Origin of the sequence: Pedobacter frigiditerrae (assembly GCF_004331645.1) — a bacterium.
In the GTDB taxonomy this organism is placed as follows: Bacteria; Bacteroidota; Bacteroidia; order Sphingobacteriales; family Sphingobacteriaceae; genus Pedobacter; species Pedobacter frigiditerrae.
Genome location: NZ_SJSK01000002.1, coordinates 72984 through 89772, shown reverse-complemented (window position 1 = coordinate 89772; position 16789 = coordinate 72984). Strand labels below are relative to the sequence as shown.

At 33.6% G+C, this 16789-nt stretch carries 20 protein-coding genes; 15 read left to right on the top strand and 5 right to left on the bottom strand.

What is annotated here, in order from left to right:
- The first annotated feature begins 104 nt into the window (after positions 1-104).
- Together EZ428_RS07660 and EZ428_RS07655 are read left to right on the top strand one after the other, a co-directional pair.
- Positions 105-701 (top strand): hypothetical protein, encoded by a 597-nt coding sequence (locus EZ428_RS07660; protein ID WP_131552569.1) that lies wholly within the window; start codon positions 105-107, stop codon positions 699-701.
- A 4-nt stretch (positions 702-705) separates the two neighbouring features.
- Positions 706-1071: a YchJ family protein gene (locus EZ428_RS07655; RefSeq protein WP_262711782.1), complete on the top strand. Its 366-nt coding sequence runs from the start codon at positions 706-708 to the stop codon at positions 1069-1071.
- Positions 1072-1227: 156 nt separating this feature from the next.
- Here the strand turns inward: EZ428_RS07655 and EZ428_RS24205 are convergent, their stop codons facing one another.
- Positions 1228-1677 carry a hypothetical protein gene (locus EZ428_RS24205; RefSeq protein ID WP_225871020.1) on the bottom strand — a complete coding sequence of 150 codons (450 nt, stop codon included), beginning with the start codon at positions 1675-1677 and terminating at the stop codon, positions 1228-1230.
- Positions 1678-1914: 237 nt separating this feature from the next.
- Here EZ428_RS24205 and EZ428_RS07645 point away from each other — a divergent pair, with 237 nt between their 5' ends.
- A complete protein-coding gene (locus tag EZ428_RS07645) occupies positions 1915-2226 on the top strand; it encodes a hypothetical protein (RefSeq protein ID WP_131552568.1) in 312 nt (103 codons plus the stop codon).
- 106 nt (positions 2227-2332) lie between these two features.
- On the opposite strand, the gene EZ428_RS07640 is transcribed toward EZ428_RS07645, so the two are convergent.
- Complete coding sequence (locus EZ428_RS07640; RefSeq protein ID WP_131552567.1) at positions 2333-3124, bottom strand: S1/P1 nuclease; 792 nt, start codon at positions 3122-3124, stop codon at positions 2333-2335.
- A gap of 165 nt (positions 3125-3289) precedes the next feature.
- On the opposite strand from EZ428_RS07640, the gene EZ428_RS07635 reads away from it, so the two are divergent.
- From EZ428_RS07635 to EZ428_RS23960, 8 genes are all read left to right on the top strand, one after another.
- Positions 3290-3844 (top strand): hypothetical protein, encoded by a 555-nt coding sequence (locus EZ428_RS07635; protein WP_131552566.1) that lies wholly within the window; start codon positions 3290-3292, stop codon positions 3842-3844.
- A gap of 64 nt (positions 3845-3908) precedes the next feature.
- Positions 3909-4715, top strand: coding sequence for a carboxy-S-adenosyl-L-methionine synthase CmoA (gene cmoA, locus EZ428_RS07630; protein WP_225871019.1), 807 nt, complete (start codon positions 3909-3911; stop codon positions 4713-4715).
- Position 4716: 1 nt separating this feature from the next.
- On the top strand, positions 4717-5463 hold the full coding sequence (locus EZ428_RS07625; protein WP_131552565.1) for a methyltransferase family protein: 747 nt from the start codon (positions 4717-4719) through the stop codon (positions 5461-5463).
- A gap of 4 nt (positions 5464-5467) precedes the next feature.
- Positions 5468-6367 (top strand): SMP-30/gluconolactonase/LRE family protein, encoded by a 900-nt coding sequence (locus EZ428_RS07620; RefSeq protein WP_225871018.1) that lies wholly within the window; start codon positions 5468-5470, stop codon positions 6365-6367.
- A gap of 91 nt (positions 6368-6458) precedes the next feature.
- Positions 6459-7307: an NAD(P)-dependent oxidoreductase gene (locus EZ428_RS07615; RefSeq protein ID WP_131552563.1), complete on the top strand. Its 849-nt coding sequence runs from the start codon at positions 6459-6461 to the stop codon at positions 7305-7307.
- Positions 7308-7310: 3 nt separating this feature from the next.
- The gene (locus EZ428_RS07610; protein ID WP_131552562.1) at positions 7311-8393 is read left to right on the top strand and encodes a hypothetical protein; all 1083 of its coding nucleotides are present in this window, start codon (positions 7311-7313) and stop codon (positions 8391-8393) included.
- A 167-nt stretch (positions 8394-8560) separates the two neighbouring features.
- Positions 8561-8794, top strand: a complete 234-nt coding sequence (locus EZ428_RS07605; RefSeq protein ID WP_131552561.1) for a hypothetical protein — start codon at positions 8561-8563, stop codon at positions 8792-8794.
- A 178-nt stretch (positions 8795-8972) separates the two neighbouring features.
- Entirely contained in the window at positions 8973-9140 is a 168-nt protein-coding gene (locus EZ428_RS23960; RefSeq protein ID WP_165501729.1) for a hypothetical protein, read from the top strand.
- Between the two features lie 89 nt (positions 9141-9229).
- Here the strand turns inward: EZ428_RS23960 and EZ428_RS07600 are convergent, their stop codons facing one another.
- Entirely contained in the window at positions 9230-9565 is a 336-nt protein-coding gene (locus EZ428_RS07600; RefSeq protein ID WP_131552560.1) for a MerR family transcriptional regulator, read from the bottom strand.
- A 230-nt stretch (positions 9566-9795) separates the two neighbouring features.
- Here EZ428_RS07600 and alaS point away from each other — a divergent pair, with 230 nt between their 5' ends.
- Together alaS and EZ428_RS07590 are read left to right on the top strand one after the other, a co-directional pair.
- Positions 9796-12426, top strand: coding sequence for an alanine--tRNA ligase (gene alaS, locus EZ428_RS07595; protein ID WP_131552559.1), 2631 nt, complete (start codon positions 9796-9798; stop codon positions 12424-12426).
- A 113-nt stretch (positions 12427-12539) separates the two neighbouring features.
- Complete coding sequence (locus tag EZ428_RS07590; RefSeq protein WP_131552558.1) at positions 12540-13091, top strand: hypothetical protein; 552 nt, start codon at positions 12540-12542, stop codon at positions 13089-13091.
- A gap of 51 nt (positions 13092-13142) precedes the next feature.
- Here EZ428_RS07590 and EZ428_RS07585 read toward each other — a convergent pair whose 3' ends face one another.
- Together EZ428_RS07585 and EZ428_RS07580 are read right to left on the bottom strand one after the other, a co-directional pair.
- A complete protein-coding gene (locus tag EZ428_RS07585; RefSeq protein ID WP_131552557.1) occupies positions 13143-13676 on the bottom strand; it encodes a hypothetical protein in 534 nt (177 codons plus the stop codon).
- A 32-nt stretch (positions 13677-13708) separates the two neighbouring features.
- A complete protein-coding gene (locus EZ428_RS07580) occupies positions 13709-14071 on the bottom strand; it encodes a hypothetical protein (protein ID WP_131552556.1) in 363 nt (120 codons plus the stop codon).
- Between the two features lie 144 nt (positions 14072-14215).
- Here EZ428_RS07580 and gatB point away from each other — a divergent pair, with 144 nt between their 5' ends.
- Complete coding sequence (gene gatB / locus EZ428_RS07575) at positions 14216-15676, top strand: Asp-tRNA(Asn)/Glu-tRNA(Gln) amidotransferase subunit GatB (protein WP_131552555.1); 1461 nt, start codon at positions 14216-14218, stop codon at positions 15674-15676.
- A 3-nt stretch (positions 15677-15679) separates the two neighbouring features.
- The gene (locus EZ428_RS07570; RefSeq protein ID WP_131552554.1) at positions 15680-16786 is read left to right on the top strand and encodes a TlpA disulfide reductase family protein; all 1107 of its coding nucleotides are present in this window, start codon (positions 15680-15682) and stop codon (positions 16784-16786) included.
- Positions 16787-16789 lie beyond the last annotated feature (3 nt).

Genomic DNA, 16789 nt, shown 5'->3' with positions numbered 1-16789 from the left:
TCAACAGCTTTTAACTTGTAAAAATATGTCATATATTTATTTCTGATGAATTGGTAAAATGTTTTACTAATTAAAGAGATTTAAAACTAACTATTTTTATAACCTTGAATTTAGCACCTTACCTAGAAAGTGGCATATTAGAGCTTTATGTTTTAGATTCTCTACCTATACATGAGAAACTTAATATAGAAAAAGCAGTAAAAAATAATCCTGAATTACTAGAAAAGATTTCAGAGATTGAAATGGCTTTTGAAAGCTATTCGGATTTAGATATTGACGGTCCAAGGCCTGCATTAAAGGGCAGGATAATAGACAACATTGTAAACTTACAGAAAGAGCAAGTTATGAATGTCAATGATTTACCTATAATTACCGCATATTCACGCTATAAAAACTGGTTAAATTTTACGAAGGACTTAGAAATGGAATCATCGGTGTCAGGTAAAGCCATTCATGTGCTTCGTGAGGACGATGATGTTTTACAAATGGTAGTTACTACAACTTTAGGTGTTAAAGAAGAAAATCACCCAGACGTATTAGAAAGTATGTTAGTTTTAGAAGGGGAATGTAAATTCACAGTGTGTGAAAATTTAAGAGTAATGAAGGTGGGTGATTTTATAGATATTCCAATGAATAGAATTCATCATATGGAATTAATATCACCATCAATAACTGTCATTTTGCAAAAAATTAAAGTTTAAAATATTGCATATTGATTGTCCTTGTTGTGCTAACTTAAGCTATTCCAATTGTTGCCACCCATTTCATTTAAATAAAGAAAAGCCATTAACGCCAGAAAAGCTAATGCGTTCTCGTTTTTCTGCCTACGCCTTACATTTAATAGATTATTTAATTGAAACAACACATCCTTCGCAAAGACATTTGTATCAAAAGAAGGAAATAGAGAATTCGGCTAAAAGTAATGTTTGGTTAAAACTAGAGATCTGTGAAGCTAAAAAAGACATTGTAGAATTTAAGGCTTTTTACCAGAATGGTTTAAAGATATTTATTCATCATGAAAGATCAGTTTTTAAACAAGAAAATGGGATTTGGTATTATTTAAAAGGTTAATATCCCAATCAATAGCATTTTTTCTAAAAAGAAACAGGGATTCATCAAAGACAAATCCCCGTTATCTAAATTAACGCTCTCGTATATATAAACACCTAAAAAAGCTATTTATTGTATAAACATTATTATTTTTTTTCTTCTCTAGTTTTTTTTTTGCTACTGTTTTTTTAGTTTTGTAACCGCTTCATCCTCAATTATTTTCATTTTAGCAGGCGCTTTTGTTTTTTTAACTGTTTGAATGATTTCTGGGCCAGTAATGGTTTCTTCATTAACTCCCTTTTTTTTAATAGCTGTTTTTTCCTTAACTATTTTAGGTGCTTTTGCAACCACTACTGGTTCTTCCTTTACTTGAACACCAGCTGCTGCCACATTATTTTTTAAATAAGTTTCTAAAACTTGCTTTAAGTAAAGATCTGGCTTAGGCATATTAATTACCGTTCCAGGTTCTTTGTCTTGCGATTGTTTAATGTAGGCAGACTTAATTTTACCCCAATCTTTAGAATATAATTGAATAAACATGGCAACAAATTCTTCGTTGGTGTAGTTTTTAGGCAATCTGCCTAATACTGCTTGTATTTTTTCTTCTTTTTTATGTAGTACTGCCATGGGTTTTCTATTTGTGCAAAGATAGTTAAAGATTTTACCACATAGAGATATAGGTGATATAGTTTTAATGGTTATTGATTTCTTCAATCGGAACAAAGCAACAAATATAAAAACACAAAGTTTTGGTTTAGAGGAAGTTTAGTTATAATCTGCATAGAAATAATAAAACTGACATTTTTTTGCTTTTATCTTTGGTAAATTTTATTACATTTGCTAAAAATAATAGCATAATTTTTTATGACCGTTACTGTCGTTGCCATATTTGATGAGTTTAATCCGCATGCACCATTAGCTAAAGTGTTAAAGGAAAGATTGATACGTTTAGCATCCGATTTGCAAAACGTTCATTTAAAATCCTTGGCGTCGATGCCACCGATGGATGATGATATTGTAATCTACATCAGTTATAACTTAAAGTATAACGTTCGTTGGAGAATAGCTAACGATGTGCCAGATTTTGTAGAAAAAGAAGTAGCACAAATTTGTGCCCTACAAGGATACATTGCTTGGAAAACAAGCACAGTTAATGTTTTTAAAGGGAATAAATAGATCTTTAAATTAAAGCTAAAACCTGCCTGCGGTTGGCAGAGACTAAAGCAGGACAAGATCTTCTTAAGAATCGCTTGCCCCGCTTTACAGAAAATATTTAATAAAATTATTCTGGATATATTTCATTTAAAACACCAGCCAGTCTAATTGCGGCTTGTTGGATGCGTTTTTCGACCATTGGCAAATGTTTTTGATAGTATGCATCGTCAATTACTCTTTTATTCATAGCATCTACCTCAGCATAAAGTTGCGTTGAAATTTGGTAACTTTCCCAAAGCCATTGTATCAACGGATCGTTTTGCCATTGTTTAATGTTTTCTGCAGAAACATTATCGTATTTAGTAGCCAATTGATCGTAAGTTAAACCTTGTTTTTCTAACATTTTGGTATCCCAAAGGCTATGTAAGTTGGTTCCTTTTTCATCGAAATTTAATTGAATGGTACTGCCTCCTTTATCCTCAGCTCTGCTAATGTGCATTGGTTGGTGTAAATCACCTACAAAATGCATGATGAATTTAAGTGCATGCACTTTTTGAATTCTTGTAGCTTGAGGATTTGTCAATTCTATTTTTGCCTTATTTAAGGCTGTATAAACGTTTTCATTGCTTAATGTATCAATGTGTTTCTTGAAATCTTCAAAAGATAAGCCTAGCGGAAGATTTAAAAAATGCCAGTTAGCGGTTTCCGAAAATTCGGGCTCTCTTCTTGCATCATCTGCCCAGGTGCAAGCTTCAGCAATGCTGGTATCTCCTAAAAGATTTTTGATGGCTTCTTTTGCCTTAGGGTTAAGATGGTTCTGTGTAATTTGACCAATTGTTCTGTGACCAGTATAACCCCAAGAGATTAAGAACAGGCTTATACAAAACAAGGCAATAGGGAATAATTGTCTCAGTTTCATAAAATAATTTTGATGGGCAAATGTAGTGCTATTGCAGTTTATATGATGCAATGTGTTAAAGCCGTTACGAATATTTAATTATCAGTTAATATACCCACCATCGGGTATTGTTACAACTAATTTATGCCACTAAGTTTAGTGTATTATAAACTTAAACTAAAAGAAATGAACAATGTAACCAAATGGATGAGTTGGGAAGGTGGGATAGACCTTGTGGCTTTAACAGCTCCAGACCTTCAAATGCCCAACTTAATAATTCACCTGGGCAGAATGGTAAACACACCAGTGGGAAATGCTGCTAGTGGAATGATTTTATGGCAGCCAGACCTAACTGCGCCTCCAGCAGTTATGGGTTTTGTAAGTAACAACGAAACTGTGGGGAAATACTTTGGACCGAATATTTTTGCTGATACTCCTTTTGAAATGGCATCAGTTTTAACAGCTTTTATAAAGGTTGAAATAACACCAACATGTGCTTACTCTACCTGCGTAGTAAACGGTTATACCTTCGAGGTAGAAATGAGCGATTTTTCAGAACCTTATTTAATAAATAGGCAGCCATCTGCAATGCCACCATTTTATCAACAAGGGGTAGAAATACATGCCAAAAAGGTATTGGTAAAAATAGATGGTAAAATTATAGATGTAATTATTCCTCCTGTTGGCATAACTGGTGGGCTGGCATCCGTAGTTTCGCCAAATGGGGTTTATGCTAGGTAATGTTAATGGTATATTGAAACAAATATTTTACTGCGGTGTTAAATGTTAGTTAAATCAATTGCTTATGTTAGCTTTAGAGATAGTTATACATATCTTTAAGGCTAATCACAAAGACCAATATAAACCTGATATGGATAAGAAGGAGAATTTAGATAACGTATTTAAAGAAGAAATAAAAAAACCTTCTGATTTTAAGTTTGGTGCTACTGTTGCCAATGCTTTTGATGACATGGTAGAGCGGTCTGTTCCATTTTACAATGAAATACAGCGAATGATTATTGAACTGGCAGCCGAACACGCATTACCAAATACCAATGTGGTAGATTTAGGCTGTTCTACAGGTACCACAATGATTGGATTGAACCCTTACGTTGCAGAAAACATAAAGTTTGTAGGAATAGATGATTCTGTAGAAATGCTTAAAAAATGCGATGTTAAACTGAAACAAGCAGATTTTAAACGTAATTACGAATTGGTTAATGCAGATTTGCATGATGAAGTGAAAATAGAAAATGCTTCTGTTGTTATTCTTTGTTTAACACTTCAGTTCATGCGCCCTATTTTTCGCGAGAAGTTATTGAAAAGAATTTATGATGGTTTAGTGCCAGGTGGAGTTTTGATTATTTCAGAAAAGATTTTGGCAGAAGACAGTCTGTTCAACAGAAATTTTATCAAATATTATTACGATTATAAGCGTAGAAACAATTATAGTGAGATGGAGATTTCTCAAAAAAGAGAAGCCTTGGAAAATGTCTTAATTCCTTATAAGTTAAGTGAAAATTTTAAGATGTTAGCAGAGGCTGGTTTTCAACATACAGAAACCTTTTTTAAATGGTATAATTTTTCAGGCTTTATCGCAGTAAAAAACTAATATGATTGCTATAGGAAACTTCTTTTTCAAGTACAGAAACTTTCTGTTCATCTTCTTGTACCTAGCTTTGTTTATTCCATCTCCTCAAATTTTTAGAGAAAGCGAATTCGGTGCAAACTATTATTTATATCCATTAATTATCGGATTGTTCATCACCGTACTGGGTCAGTTAATCCGCGGAGTAGCCATTTCATTGGCTTACATTGTTAGGGGCGGTTTAAATAAAAAAGTTCATGCAGATGATTTAGTAACAGAGGGGTTTTTTAATCACGGTCGTAACCCACTGTATGTTGGCAATATTTTAATGTTGGTTGGTGTAGGGATTTTGATGAACTCAGTTGTTTTCATGTGTGTTTTTATTCCTTTGTTTTTATTCATTTATCAAGCTATTGTACTAGCAGAAGAGAATTTTTTAAGAGGGAAATTCGGTAAACAATTTGATGAATATTGTGCTCGTGTAAACAGGTGGTGGATTAATTTTGGTGGTCTACATAAAACAATTGGCAGCATGGCTTTTAACGGTAAGCGTTGGTTAATTAAAGAATATAACACACAAACGGTTTGGATGTTGGGTATTGTTGTTATTCTACTTTATTTTTATAATTACAATAATTCAATGGATAATCCGATTTTAACTGGTGGAGATACGGTGCTAAGAGATAAAATAGGCATTAGCGCTTTAGTTGTTTTAGCTGCTTATTACGTGATTATTCGTTACCTGAAAAAAAGTGGAAAGTGGAGGGCTTAAAGTTTTGAAATCAATATTAACCTGCATTATATCGTTAATCACTTTAGCTGCTCAATCCCAAGTAGAAGAGAATAAGTCCTTATTTATACAGGATAGCCTCAAACTAGTTTCTTCTCAATTTAAGTTTACCGAAGGCCCTGCCGTAGATAAAAAAGGAAATATTTTTTTTACCGACCAACCAAATAACACCATTTGGAAATATGATGTTGAAGGTAAGTTATCGCTTTTTACAGCAAAGGCTGGAAGAGCAAATGGCTTGTTCTTTGATAAAAAAGGAAATCTAATTGCTTGTGCTGATGAACAATTTGAATTGTGGTCTTTTGATAAGAATGCAGTAGCCACAGTAATTTATAAAAACCCTATAAGTGCTGACTTAAATGGGCCAAATGATTTGTGGATTGATAAAAAAGGAGGGATTTATTTTACAGACCCCTATTACCAACGAGATTACTGGATAAGAAAAGCACCTGCAATTGTTGGTGAAAAGGTTTATTACCTGCCAAATAAAATAACTGAAGGTTCAAATGTCATGGTAGTAGAAGATAGCTTACAAAGGCCCAATGGAATTGTTGGTAGCCCGGATGGCAAAACCTTGTATGTTACTGATGCAAAGGCTAATAAAACCTATAGGTATGATATTAAGTCAAATGGAAGACTAACTAATCGTAAACTATTTGTAAGTCAAGGCTCTGATGGAATGACTTTAGATAATCAAGGGAATCTTTATCTCACTAGAAAAGGAGTTACCATATACAATTCAAAAGGCGAGCAAATTGGACACATCAATGTTCCAGAAAATCACACCGCAAATTTGTGCTTTGGAGGTAAAAATAGAGACATCTTATTCATAACTGCATCTAAGTCGGTTTATACCATAAAAATGAAAGTTAAAGGAGTGGAATAAGGATAAATTAACAAAGATGAAAGACCAAGTATATTGGAATTTTTGTCTTTAATCTTTATTCCTTGTTTTTTATTCTAATTATCTTTAAACTATGAACACTACAAAAATTGGTTTTATTGGTTTAGGGAAAATGGGCATCCCAATGGCTCAAAATTTAATAAAGGCTAGCTATGAGCTTTTTGTTTACAATAGAAGTATAGCAAAGGCTGATTCTTTAGTTGCAGAAGGAGCAAGGTTTATGAATAACCCTGCTGATTTACAGAAACAATGTGAAGTTGTGATTTTAATGGTTGCTGATGACAAGGCAACTAAAGACATCATTACAGGAGAGAATGGCCTAATTTCTTCAGCGACTGTTGGGAAAATCATTATAAATATGAGTACAGTTTCGCCGGCCATCAGTAAAGAAATGACCAGTTTACTTGCTCAAGAGGGTGCCTTTTACATTGATGCGCCAGTTTCTGGAAGTTTAAAACAAGCCATAGAAGGTTCTTTAGTAATTATGGTTGGAGGTGATAAATCGGCTTTTGAAAAAGTTAAACCAATATTTGATGTGCTGGGTAAATTAGCCTTGCATATAGGACAGATAGGTGCTGGTAATTCTGCTAAATTGGCTATCAACACCTTGTTAAGTTTCCATGCACAAGGCTTGGCAGAAGCAGTGTCATTTGCTAAACAACAAGGAATTGATACTAAAGATTTATTAGAGTTAATTAATAATAGCGCTTTAGGTAATGTATTTATGAAAATTAAAGGTGATGCTATTTTGGAAGATAATTATAATGCAGTTTTTGCATTGAAACATATTTCAAAAGATTTAGGCTTGGCAAAAGCAGAGGGATTAAATTCGCCATTGGCAAATGCAGCTTATGAAAGTTTTAAAAATGCAGAACAAGAATTAGGTGAGGAAGATATTATCGCCATAGTAAAAAAGGTATAAGCTATGAAAAAAATATATCTAGCCGTACTTATTTTACTGTTTAGTGTTTTAACTTTTGCTCAGCAGCAACAAGAAAGAATATTCTATATTGTAGACAATGTTCCAATAATGGATGACCCTGATGAAACAGACGAATTATTAAACGATGATATCGAAAATCTTGAAGTTGTAACAAGTTTAGACCGCATTAAGGCATTAGGTTATGAAGGAAAAGTAGATAAAATTTTTATTATCACAACAAAAGCGTTTTCTAAAAGATCTGAAGAATTAAAACAAATTCCCACTACAAAGATAATGGTTAGAAAAGAGGGTAAATGGTATATTAATAATTCAGATACACCGTACACTGGAAGGGTTATAGATTATTATTTAAATGGTAAAATACAGGGTGAGGGTACTTTAACAAATGGAGTAGTTGATGGTGTTAGGACTGTTTATTTTTCCAATGGTAATAAACGATATTTCTACACTTATGAGAATGGAATAGAACACGGCAATACTGAAGAATACTTTATAAATGGTAAATTAAAACAGAAAGGAAGTTTTGATCATAAAAAAGAAGTTGGGTTGTGGCAAATGTTTTATTCAACTGGAAAATTAAAAAGGCAATCTACTTTTGTAGCTAATAAGCAAGATGTTCCTAAAGAAGAGTTGAATTTTTTTTCAGCCTTAGATAAAGGTTTAACTTACCTAAAGGATAATGAATATGCTGCTGCAGTAAGAAAATTAAATGAAGCAATTTTACTAAACCCTAATTATTCTGATGCCTATTTATATAGGGGTACTGCAAAGCTAAATTTATTTGATTTCGATAATTCCATCGCTGATTTTGATAAGGCTGTAGAGTTAGAACCTCTTTATATGGAGGCCATAAGTAATAGAGCTTTCGCCAGATTAAGAAAGTTTCAGTTTAAGGATAGCCGGAAACTAAGCGCTACTAGCGAGGTAACAATATTAGCAACGAAAGATAAAGTTCAAATTCCAGAAATTGAGTTGGCTAAAATTTGTGCAGATTTAAAATTAGGATACTCTTTAGGCGATCGCAAGCAAATGATATTGGATGCAATGAAAGAATATTGTAAATAATTTATTAACAATTTGTTGTTTTTAAATTTCAAGAAATTCCGTAATTTCATATTTAGAGAAGATATTTAAATTTTTAAGGATTTATCATTAAAATTCACCAAACATTTAGTTGGTTTTATGGTTGTCTAGATAAAGTTATTCAAATGGAAAATTAATTGATATGGGTCATGGTAAAAATTGATTATTTGTGCGAATTGTTTGAGAATCAGCTTCCACTGCTTTATACCTTAATGCAATCAGACATAAGCGATGTTTTTTATGTCTGTGTTGGCGACCAATTAATAGGTACTATCAATAAAGTTAAAGATGGTTGGGAGCAAGTAGGTGGAAGAGAAATGCCAAATGAGTTTATAGGAGAATTGGGCAGTGTTATTGAAAGACAATGCATGCCGTCATATTAATTCGAGCGCTAATTATATCATTATAGTTCGTAAATCAACTGTTTCTTATTGTTTCTAGTAGTAAATATTTTATTTAAATTATTGATAATTAGATTATTATAAATTTTTTAAAACCTTTTTCTACTTAGAGTTATTTATATAGTACAAATACATTAACCCTAAAGAAAAAACGATGAAAATGAAATTTTTAATAGTTCTTGCAGTTGCCGGGATGGCAGTAGCAGGATGTAGCTCAAGCAAAAATGCAAATAGTACACTAGATTCGCCTACGGTGGATACTAATAAAATAGATTCACCTGCAGTGGATACTACCAAAAAATTACCAGATACCACTAAAAACCAATAATTTCAGATAGAATAAAATATGTAAGATGGAAAATGGAAGAGGTAAGATAGGAATTTTACATCCATTTTCCATCTTACATTTTCCATCAATTATATCTCTTCATTCAGCTTCAATAAAAAATCTTTCAGTTTCTCTAATGAAGCTATGACTTTTTGATTTTCCTTAACCTCGCCACTATTGTTTTTTAAATGGTCTTTGGCACCCTTTAAGGTAAAACCTTTATCATCTACTAAGTGAAAAATGATCTTCAAATTGTCAATGTCCTCTGGGGTAAAAAGCCTATTCCCTTTTTTGTTTTTTTTAGGCTGAAGTACATCAAATTCCTTTTCGTAAAACCTAATTTGTGAAGCATTTACGCCAAACATTTCGGTAACCTCACCCATTGTATAATACATTTTATTAATTTCTCTCTCTTTATACGGCATCTTCTTAGCTGATTATGAATTGATTGTGAGTTTTACTTAAAGTATTCAAATGTAGTCGGTTTTTAGTAAAATACCACAATAAAAATTTTAATTTTGTTCTGCAATAATACAACCACAAAGACACAAAGAACACAAAGTGTTTTAAAGATTAAAGGTTTTAAGCGACTGAAGAGTTTTCTCCCAAGCTTATCAATACTTTTAAACTTTACAACATTGAAACATTCCATAAAATGACAGCGAAAGAAATAAGACAGACCTATTTAGATTTTTTCAAAAGCAAGCAACATCACATTGTGCCATCTGCACCAATTGTGGTTAAAAATGACCCTACATTAATGTTTACCAATGCAGGGATGAACCAATTTAAAGATTTGTTTTTAGGAGAAGCTGCCATTAAATACCCTCGCGTTGCCGATACACAACGTTGTTTGCGTGTTTCTGGTAAACATAACGACTTAGAAGAAGTAGGAATTGATACTTATCACCATACCATGTTCGAGATGTTGGGCAACTGGAGTTTTGGTGATTATTTTAAAAAAGAAGCCATTGCTTGGAGCTGGGAATTATTAACTGAAGTTTATAAAATTCCGAAAGACCAATTGTACGTTTCTATTTTTGAGGGGGATGAAAAAGAAGGTTTACCAAGAGATAATGAAGCTTTTGAACTTTGGAAACAATTTGTAGATGAAGACAGGATTATTTTAGGCAATAAAAAAGACAACTTCTGGGAAATGGGCGATACTGGACCTTGTGGGCCTTGCTCAGAAATCCACGTAGATTGCCGTCCGTTTGCTGAGCGCTTAGCGGTAAGTGGTAAGAGTTTAGTCAATGCGGACCATCCTCAAGTAATTGAGATTTGGAACAATGTATTCATGCAATTTAACAGAGTGAAGGATGGTTCTTTAAAACCATTACCCGCACAACATGTAGATACAGGAATGGGTTTTGAGCGTTTAGTGCGCGTTTTACAAGGCAAAACTTCAAACTATGATTCGGATGTTTTCCAACCCCTAATTCAATTTATTTCAGAAAAATCTGGATTTGAATATAGCAGCAGTGCAGAACCTGGAGATAAAGGATGGAATGAAGCTGTTGCAATGCGTGTAATGGCCGACCATATCAGGGCTATTTCTTTTGTAATTGCAGATGGTCAATTGCCTTCAAATAATAAAGCTGGTTATGTAATTCGTCGTATTTTACGTAGAGCGGTGCGTTATGCTTATACTTTCTTGAATTTAAAAGAGCCATTCTTAAATCAACTGGTACCAGTTTTAGCTAATCAGTTTGAAGGTGTTTTTGATGAATTGTATTTGCAAAAAGACTTCGTTCAAAAGGTTGTTCTGGAAGAAGAGGTTTCATTTTTGAGAACTTTAGCTACAGGAATACAGCGTTTTGAGAAGTACGAAACAAAAAATATAATTGATGGTAATTTTGCCTTTGAATTATATGATACTTTCGGTTTTCCAATAGATTTAACAGAGTTAATGGCTCGCGAAAAAGGCTTAACTGTTGACATGGAAGGTTTCAATAAAGCTTTAGCTGAACAAAAAAATCGTTCTCGTGCTGCAACTGCCGTCGATACTGGAGATTGGATAATTCTAAACCAAGATAACGACACCCAATTTGTTGGTTATGATTTAACTGAGATTGAAACCGAAATTTTAAAATACCGCAAAGTAAGTGCAAAAGGTAAGGAGCAATATCAAATCGTTTTACGCCAAACACCTTTTTATGCAGAAAGTGGTGGTCAGGTGGGTGATACAGGTCGTTTAGAAGACCATAGCCGTCAGTTTTGGGTAGAAATTACTGATACTAAAAAAGAAAATGGCGTTATTGTTCATTATACAGATACTTTACCTATCGACCTTGATGGTAAGTTTTGGGCAGTAATTGATGAAGATAAGAGGGAATTAACAGAAGATAACCATTCAGCTACCCACTTATTACATGCGGCCTTAAAAAAGGTTCTAGGTGCACATGTTAACCAAAAAGGAAGTTTAGTTAACGCTGAAAACTTACGTTTCGATTTTTCGCACTTTGCAAAAATTAATGAAGACGATTTAGCGGAGATTGAGTATATCGTTAACCAAAAGATTAGAGCGAATATCAAATTAAAGGAACAAAGGAATGTTCCTTATGATGAAGCTATCAATTCTGGTGTAACAGCCTTATTTGGAGAAAAATACGGCGATTTTGTGCGTATAATTACTTTTGATGATCATTTCTCTAAAGAACTTTGTGGTGGCACACACGTTAAAGCAACCGGGCAAATTGGTTATTTTAAAATTGTAGCTGAAACTGCTGTAGCTGCTGGTGTGCGTAGGATAGAAGCCATTACAGCTGATAAGGCAGAACAATTCATCGTTAATCAAAGCAAAGAGTTACATCATCTTAGAGGTTTGTTGAAAGGAACGCAAAACATCAGTGCTGCCATACAAGCTTTAATAGAAGAAAATGCCAAACTTAAAAAAGAAGTAGAAAAAAGTATTTTAGCTAAGGCCGGAGATATGAAACAAGATATCGCAGCTAAAGCAGAAAATATTAACGGCATCAATTTTATTGCTACTCAAGTAGATTTACCTAATGCAGAAGCTGTTAAAAACCTAGCTTTTGAAGTGAAAGCTTTAGTGCCAGATTTGTACTTGGTGTTAACCACTTTAATTGATGAAAAACCAGGTATTACGGTAATGATTTCCGAAAATATTGTTTCAGATAGTTTGAATGCCGCTAAAATCGTTCGCGAATTAGGTAAAGAAATTCAAGGTGGTGGTGGTGGTCAGCCGTTTTATGCAACAGCGGGTGGTAAAAATGCAGCTGGTTTGCCATCAGTATTAGCTAAAGCAAAGAATTTCATAAGTTGATTTGTTGGTGAATTTTTAAAGCTTTTTTTGTTAAAACTTTTATGTGTGAACTAAAGTATTAGTAATTAAAAAACATTTTATACTTTAGGCCTTTAGAAAATCAAATTAACCCTATGAAAAAATTAATACTCTCTGGCTTCTTATTGGCCACAAGTTTTTTTGCATATGCCCAAAAAGTAGATACTTCTTCTAACAAGAAATCTGGTATAGGTGGCAATAATGAGTTAAAACTGAACCTAGCTTACACTATTGGAGGTTTTCCGGAAATAAATTATGAGAGAATTCTGAAAGATGACATGAGTGTTGGTCTTGCTGTTATGTTTGGGATTGAAGAAAATCCTGAATTCAACTTCGGGATCATCCCTAATTTTAGAGTCTATTTTGGTGGTAAAAAAGCAAATGGTTTTTTTATAGAAGGAAATGCAGCAGTTATTTCTTCTGATGGGTATGGATCTTATTATAAGTATGACTATACCACAGATGTATATACCTATTATGGAGATAGAACTCAAACAAATTTTGGTTTGGGAGCCGCTGCTGGTGCTAAATTCCTTACAAAAAATGGTTTTGTTGGAGAGATTTATTTAGGTGCAGGTAGGCTTTTTGGTGCTAATAATGCTGATGCCTATCCAAGAGCTGGTATTACTATTGGTAAAAGATTTTAAAATAAAAAAGTCCCGACCATTTGGTCGGGACTTTTTTATTTCATTTGCTTATTAATTCTTCCCTTTCCCTTTTCCATTCCCGTTGTTACCTTTTCCACTATTTCCTTTTACATTAACAACTTTCCCTTTTCCATTACCACTATATATTTTTTTGGCTTGCCCTGGTGGCATTCCGTGCGGATGTCCTTTAACAACATAGTATTTTTTATCGTTACTATTTTTAATTACCAATTGTTTACCGCCATAGTTTTTAAACTTAGCATATTTAATTTTATCTGTCTTATAGTTTAAATAAGGTCTATCTCCATTAACAACAACTTTGTAGCCATTATAAAGGTTATAACTGCTGTAACGAGCAGGCAGTGTATTGTTAAAAACCCAATTGCCATTGTTTAGGTAAACAAATTGTTGTTTTGGCACACTATAGTAACTATCCACATCCGGTAGGTAATAATAATCTACATGGTCATAACCAGTTGGTCCCCATAAAGGTTGAGCGCTGATGTTAATGTTAATTTGCGCTTTTGCATTATTGTTTAGTAGCGAAGCTATTCCTAGCATGGCTACCAGCATTAATTTTTTCATTTTTATATATTTAAGTTTAGTGAGTAATCAGGTTAGTGTCTTCCTTTTCCATGACCTCTGCCATTAGAATGTTTGAAAGACTTATTATAATGTTTATAATTAACACTTCTTACAGAGTAATATCTGTTTGATGGTCTGTAATTGTTATAATAAACTTTGCGATGAACTGGTTGTGGTCTATAAACAACCACATTTCTTTGTGGATGATAGTTATAGCTTCTACGGTACCTTACATCTCTGTCTACATAAACCACAGGTCGTGCAGGTACATAATAAGTATTGTAGCCATAGTATGCAGGTGTTCCAATGTTCATATTAATACTGACCTGAGCTTTTGCTGGCTGATAAGCGACTGATGCAATTCCTAACATTGCAAATACAATTAATCTTTTCATAGCTTTAAAATTATGTGTGTAATAAACTTAAATCCAATTCTGTGCCATAAGTATATTTGTTAACTGTTTTTCAATAGAATTGATGGATATTTATCTATCTTTGACTAGTCTTAAACGACTGTTTTAATACATATTACACACTAAATGAGTACAATAACTGCAGCTGAAAGTGTAACCTTCGAATTGGTTTCCGGTTTAGAGATACATGTACAGTTAAATACACAATCAAAAATATTTTCTTCTGATAGCGCTACATTTGGGGCAAAACCAAATGAGCATATTTCTCCAGTTTCATTGGCTTTACCAGGTGCTTTGCCCAAGCTAAATAAGGAGGTTGTTGCTAAAGCAATAAGAATTGGATTGGCACTAAACTGTGAAATCAATCAACATAATTTCTTCGACCGCAAGAATTATTTCTATGCAGATTTGCCGAAAGGATATCAAATTACACAAGATAATAGTCCTATTTGTAAAAATGGATTTCTGAATGTGGCTTTGGCCAATGGCGAAGAAAAAAGAATTGGTATAAATAGGATACATTTAGAGGAAGATGCGGGGAAAAGTTTGCACGATCAAAATGCTAAATATTCTTATGTAGATTTAAATAGGGCAGGTGTTCCATTAATTGAGATTGTAACTGAACCAGATATTCGCAGTGCAGAAGAAGCATCAGCCTTGCTAACCGAAATTAGAAGTTTAGTTCGTCACTTAAATGTGAGCGATGGTAATATGGAAGAAGGCTCATTGCGTTGCGATGCCAATATTTCTATTCGTGAAAAGGGAACTGCTGAGTTTGGGACACGTTGTGAAGTTAAAAACTTAAACTCTATTAGAAACGTACGCAGAGCAATGGAGTTTGAATTCGGCAGACAGGTTGAAGTGACATCAAATGGAGGTAAGATTATTCAGAGTACATTAAACTTTGATGCAGATAAAGGTACCACATCTCCAATGCGTACAAAAGAGGAAGCTAATGATTACCGTTACTTTCCAGACCCAGATTTACAACCAATTTCTATTTCTGATGAGTGGTTAGCCGAAATTAAATCGGCCATGCCAGCTTTACCAAAAGAAATTGCGAAACAATTGATTGCCGATTTTGGCCTTAATAAAACTGAAGCGAATTTATTAGCAGAAGATATCGATTTATACAATTATTTTAATGAAGCTAAACTTGATGTTAAAATTCAAAAGAGTTTGGTTAACTGGTTGTTAGGCTCAGTTAGGGCTTTGTTAAATGAAAAAGGAATCAGCATTGCTGAATATAAAGTACAACCTGATCGGTTAGCCTCCGTTATTAATTTAGTAGATGAAAAAAAGGTAAGCCAGGCTAATGCATTGCAACAACTTTTACCTGCTTTAGAAGGAAAGGATATAGACGTTGAAAGTTTAGCCTCGCAATTGAATTTGCTGATTGTTGAAGATAATGATGCCATAGCTGGATTTATAGATGAAGTGTTCGCAAAATACCAATCGCAAGTACAGGCATACAAATCTGGCAAAAAAGGCGTTTTAGGTTTGTTTGTTGGCGAGGTAATGAAATTAGCAAAGGGCAAGGCCGATGCCAAAAAAATAAGTGATTCAATCATAGAAAAATTAAAATAAAAGATGAAGAAATTAATATATGTATTAGCCTTTTCAACCGTTTTTACAGCTTGTAAAGACAAAACGAAATTTACCATAGATGGTAAGTTTGAAAATGTTGGCGCAGAAAAGAAAGTGTACCTATATGGGATGTCTAGCAGCAATATGGTTGTGTTAGATTCGACCACGTTATCTGAAAAAGGGGAATTTGAGTTTAAAGGAGTTGCACCAGAAGCTGATTTTTATCGAGTAAATAACGGTACCAACGAATACATGGTAATTGCTAAAAATGGTGATGAAGTTATTATAAATGCAGATTTAAATAATAAAAACCACGAATATAAACTTAGGGGTTCTGATGATGCTGAGAAGATAACTGAGTTTAATACCCTAAAGAATACCTATTCGACAAAAGTTGAAACCATTAAAAGTGATTTTGAACAAAAAGTAGCAGCAAACCCTGATAGTAGGGAAGCGTTAATACAACAAATTACACCTTCTTACATGGCTGCATTAAAAGAATTAAATGATGCCATCATCAAATTTGCACAAGAAAATACAAAGTCGCTGGTTAGTTTTTATGCCATTAGTTTAATTAATCCACAAGGTAATGAAGCTGCTATGGTTGCTTATGCAGAGAAAGTGGATGAAGATTTAAAGAAAAATTCTGCAGTTAAAACCTTTGTAGAAAAAGTAACTAAACTAAAAGCAGTGCAGGTTGGTCAGCAAGCGCCAAATTTCAGTATCAATTCTATTGATGGAAAAACCATTAACTTAACTGATTTTAAAGGAAAATATACTTTAATTGATTTTTGGGCTTCATGGTGCGGACCATGTAGAAATGAAAATCCAAATGTGGTTAAAGCTTTCAATAAGTTTAAAGATAGAAACTTCACTATCTTGGGAATTTCTTTAGATAAAGATAAAGCTGCTTGGCAACAGGCCATTAAACAAGATGGTTTAACCTGGTCACATGCAAGTGAATTAGCCGACTTTGAAGGTGCAAGTGTAAAGTTATATCAGGTAGAAGCTATACCAGCTTCTTTCCTAATTGACCCAGCTGGAAAAATCATTGCAAGGAACTTACGAGGAGAAGAATTAGAAGCTTTTTTAAACAAGACATTACCCTAAGCC

Coding starts and splice junctions, on each gene's coding strand:
- EZ428_RS07645 (WP_131552568.1), top strand. CDS start 1,915: ATGACCGTTACTGTCGTTGCCATATTTGATGAGTTTAATCCGCATGCA.
- EZ428_RS07585 (WP_131552557.1), bottom strand. CDS start 13,676: ATGAAAAAATTAATGCTGGTAGCCATGCTAGGAATAGCTTCGCTACTA.
- EZ428_RS07570 (WP_131552554.1), top strand. CDS start 15,680: ATGAAGAAATTAATATATGTATTAGCCTTTTCAACCGTTTTTACAGCT.
- EZ428_RS07635 (WP_131552566.1), top strand. CDS start 3,290: ATGAACAATGTAACCAAATGGATGAGTTGGGAAGGTGGGATAGACCTT.
- EZ428_RS24205 (WP_225871020.1), bottom strand. CDS start 1,677: ATGGCAGTACTACATAAAAAAGAAGAAAAAATACAAGCAGTATTAGGC.
- EZ428_RS07610 (WP_131552562.1), top strand. CDS start 7,311: ATGAAAAAAATATATCTAGCCGTACTTATTTTACTGTTTAGTGTTTTA.
- EZ428_RS07580 (WP_131552556.1), bottom strand. CDS start 14,071: ATGAAAAGATTAATTGTATTTGCAATGTTAGGAATTGCATCAGTCGCT.
- EZ428_RS23960 (WP_165501729.1), top strand. CDS start 8,973: ATGAAATTTTTAATAGTTCTTGCAGTTGCCGGGATGGCAGTAGCAGGA.
- alaS (WP_131552559.1), top strand. CDS start 9,796: ATGACAGCGAAAGAAATAAGACAGACCTATTTAGATTTTTTCAAAAGC.
- EZ428_RS07605 (WP_131552561.1), top strand. CDS start 8,561: ATGGTAAAAATTGATTATTTGTGCGAATTGTTTGAGAATCAGCTTCCA.
- EZ428_RS07590 (WP_131552558.1), top strand. CDS start 12,540: ATGAAAAAATTAATACTCTCTGGCTTCTTATTGGCCACAAGTTTTTTT.
- gatB (WP_131552555.1), top strand. CDS start 14,216: ATGAGTACAATAACTGCAGCTGAAAGTGTAACCTTCGAATTGGTTTCC.
- EZ428_RS07640 (WP_131552567.1), bottom strand. CDS start 3,124: ATGAAACTGAGACAATTATTCCCTATTGCCTTGTTTTGTATAAGCCTG.
- EZ428_RS07600 (WP_131552560.1), bottom strand. CDS start 9,565: ATGCCGTATAAAGAGAGAGAAATTAATAAAATGTATTATACAATGGGT.
- EZ428_RS07625 (WP_131552565.1), top strand. CDS start 4,717: ATGATTGCTATAGGAAACTTCTTTTTCAAGTACAGAAACTTTCTGTTC.
- EZ428_RS07615 (WP_131552563.1), top strand. CDS start 6,459: ATGAACACTACAAAAATTGGTTTTATTGGTTTAGGGAAAATGGGCATC.
- cmoA (WP_225871019.1), top strand. CDS start 3,909: ATGTTAGCTTTAGAGATAGTTATACATATCTTTAAGGCTAATCACAAA.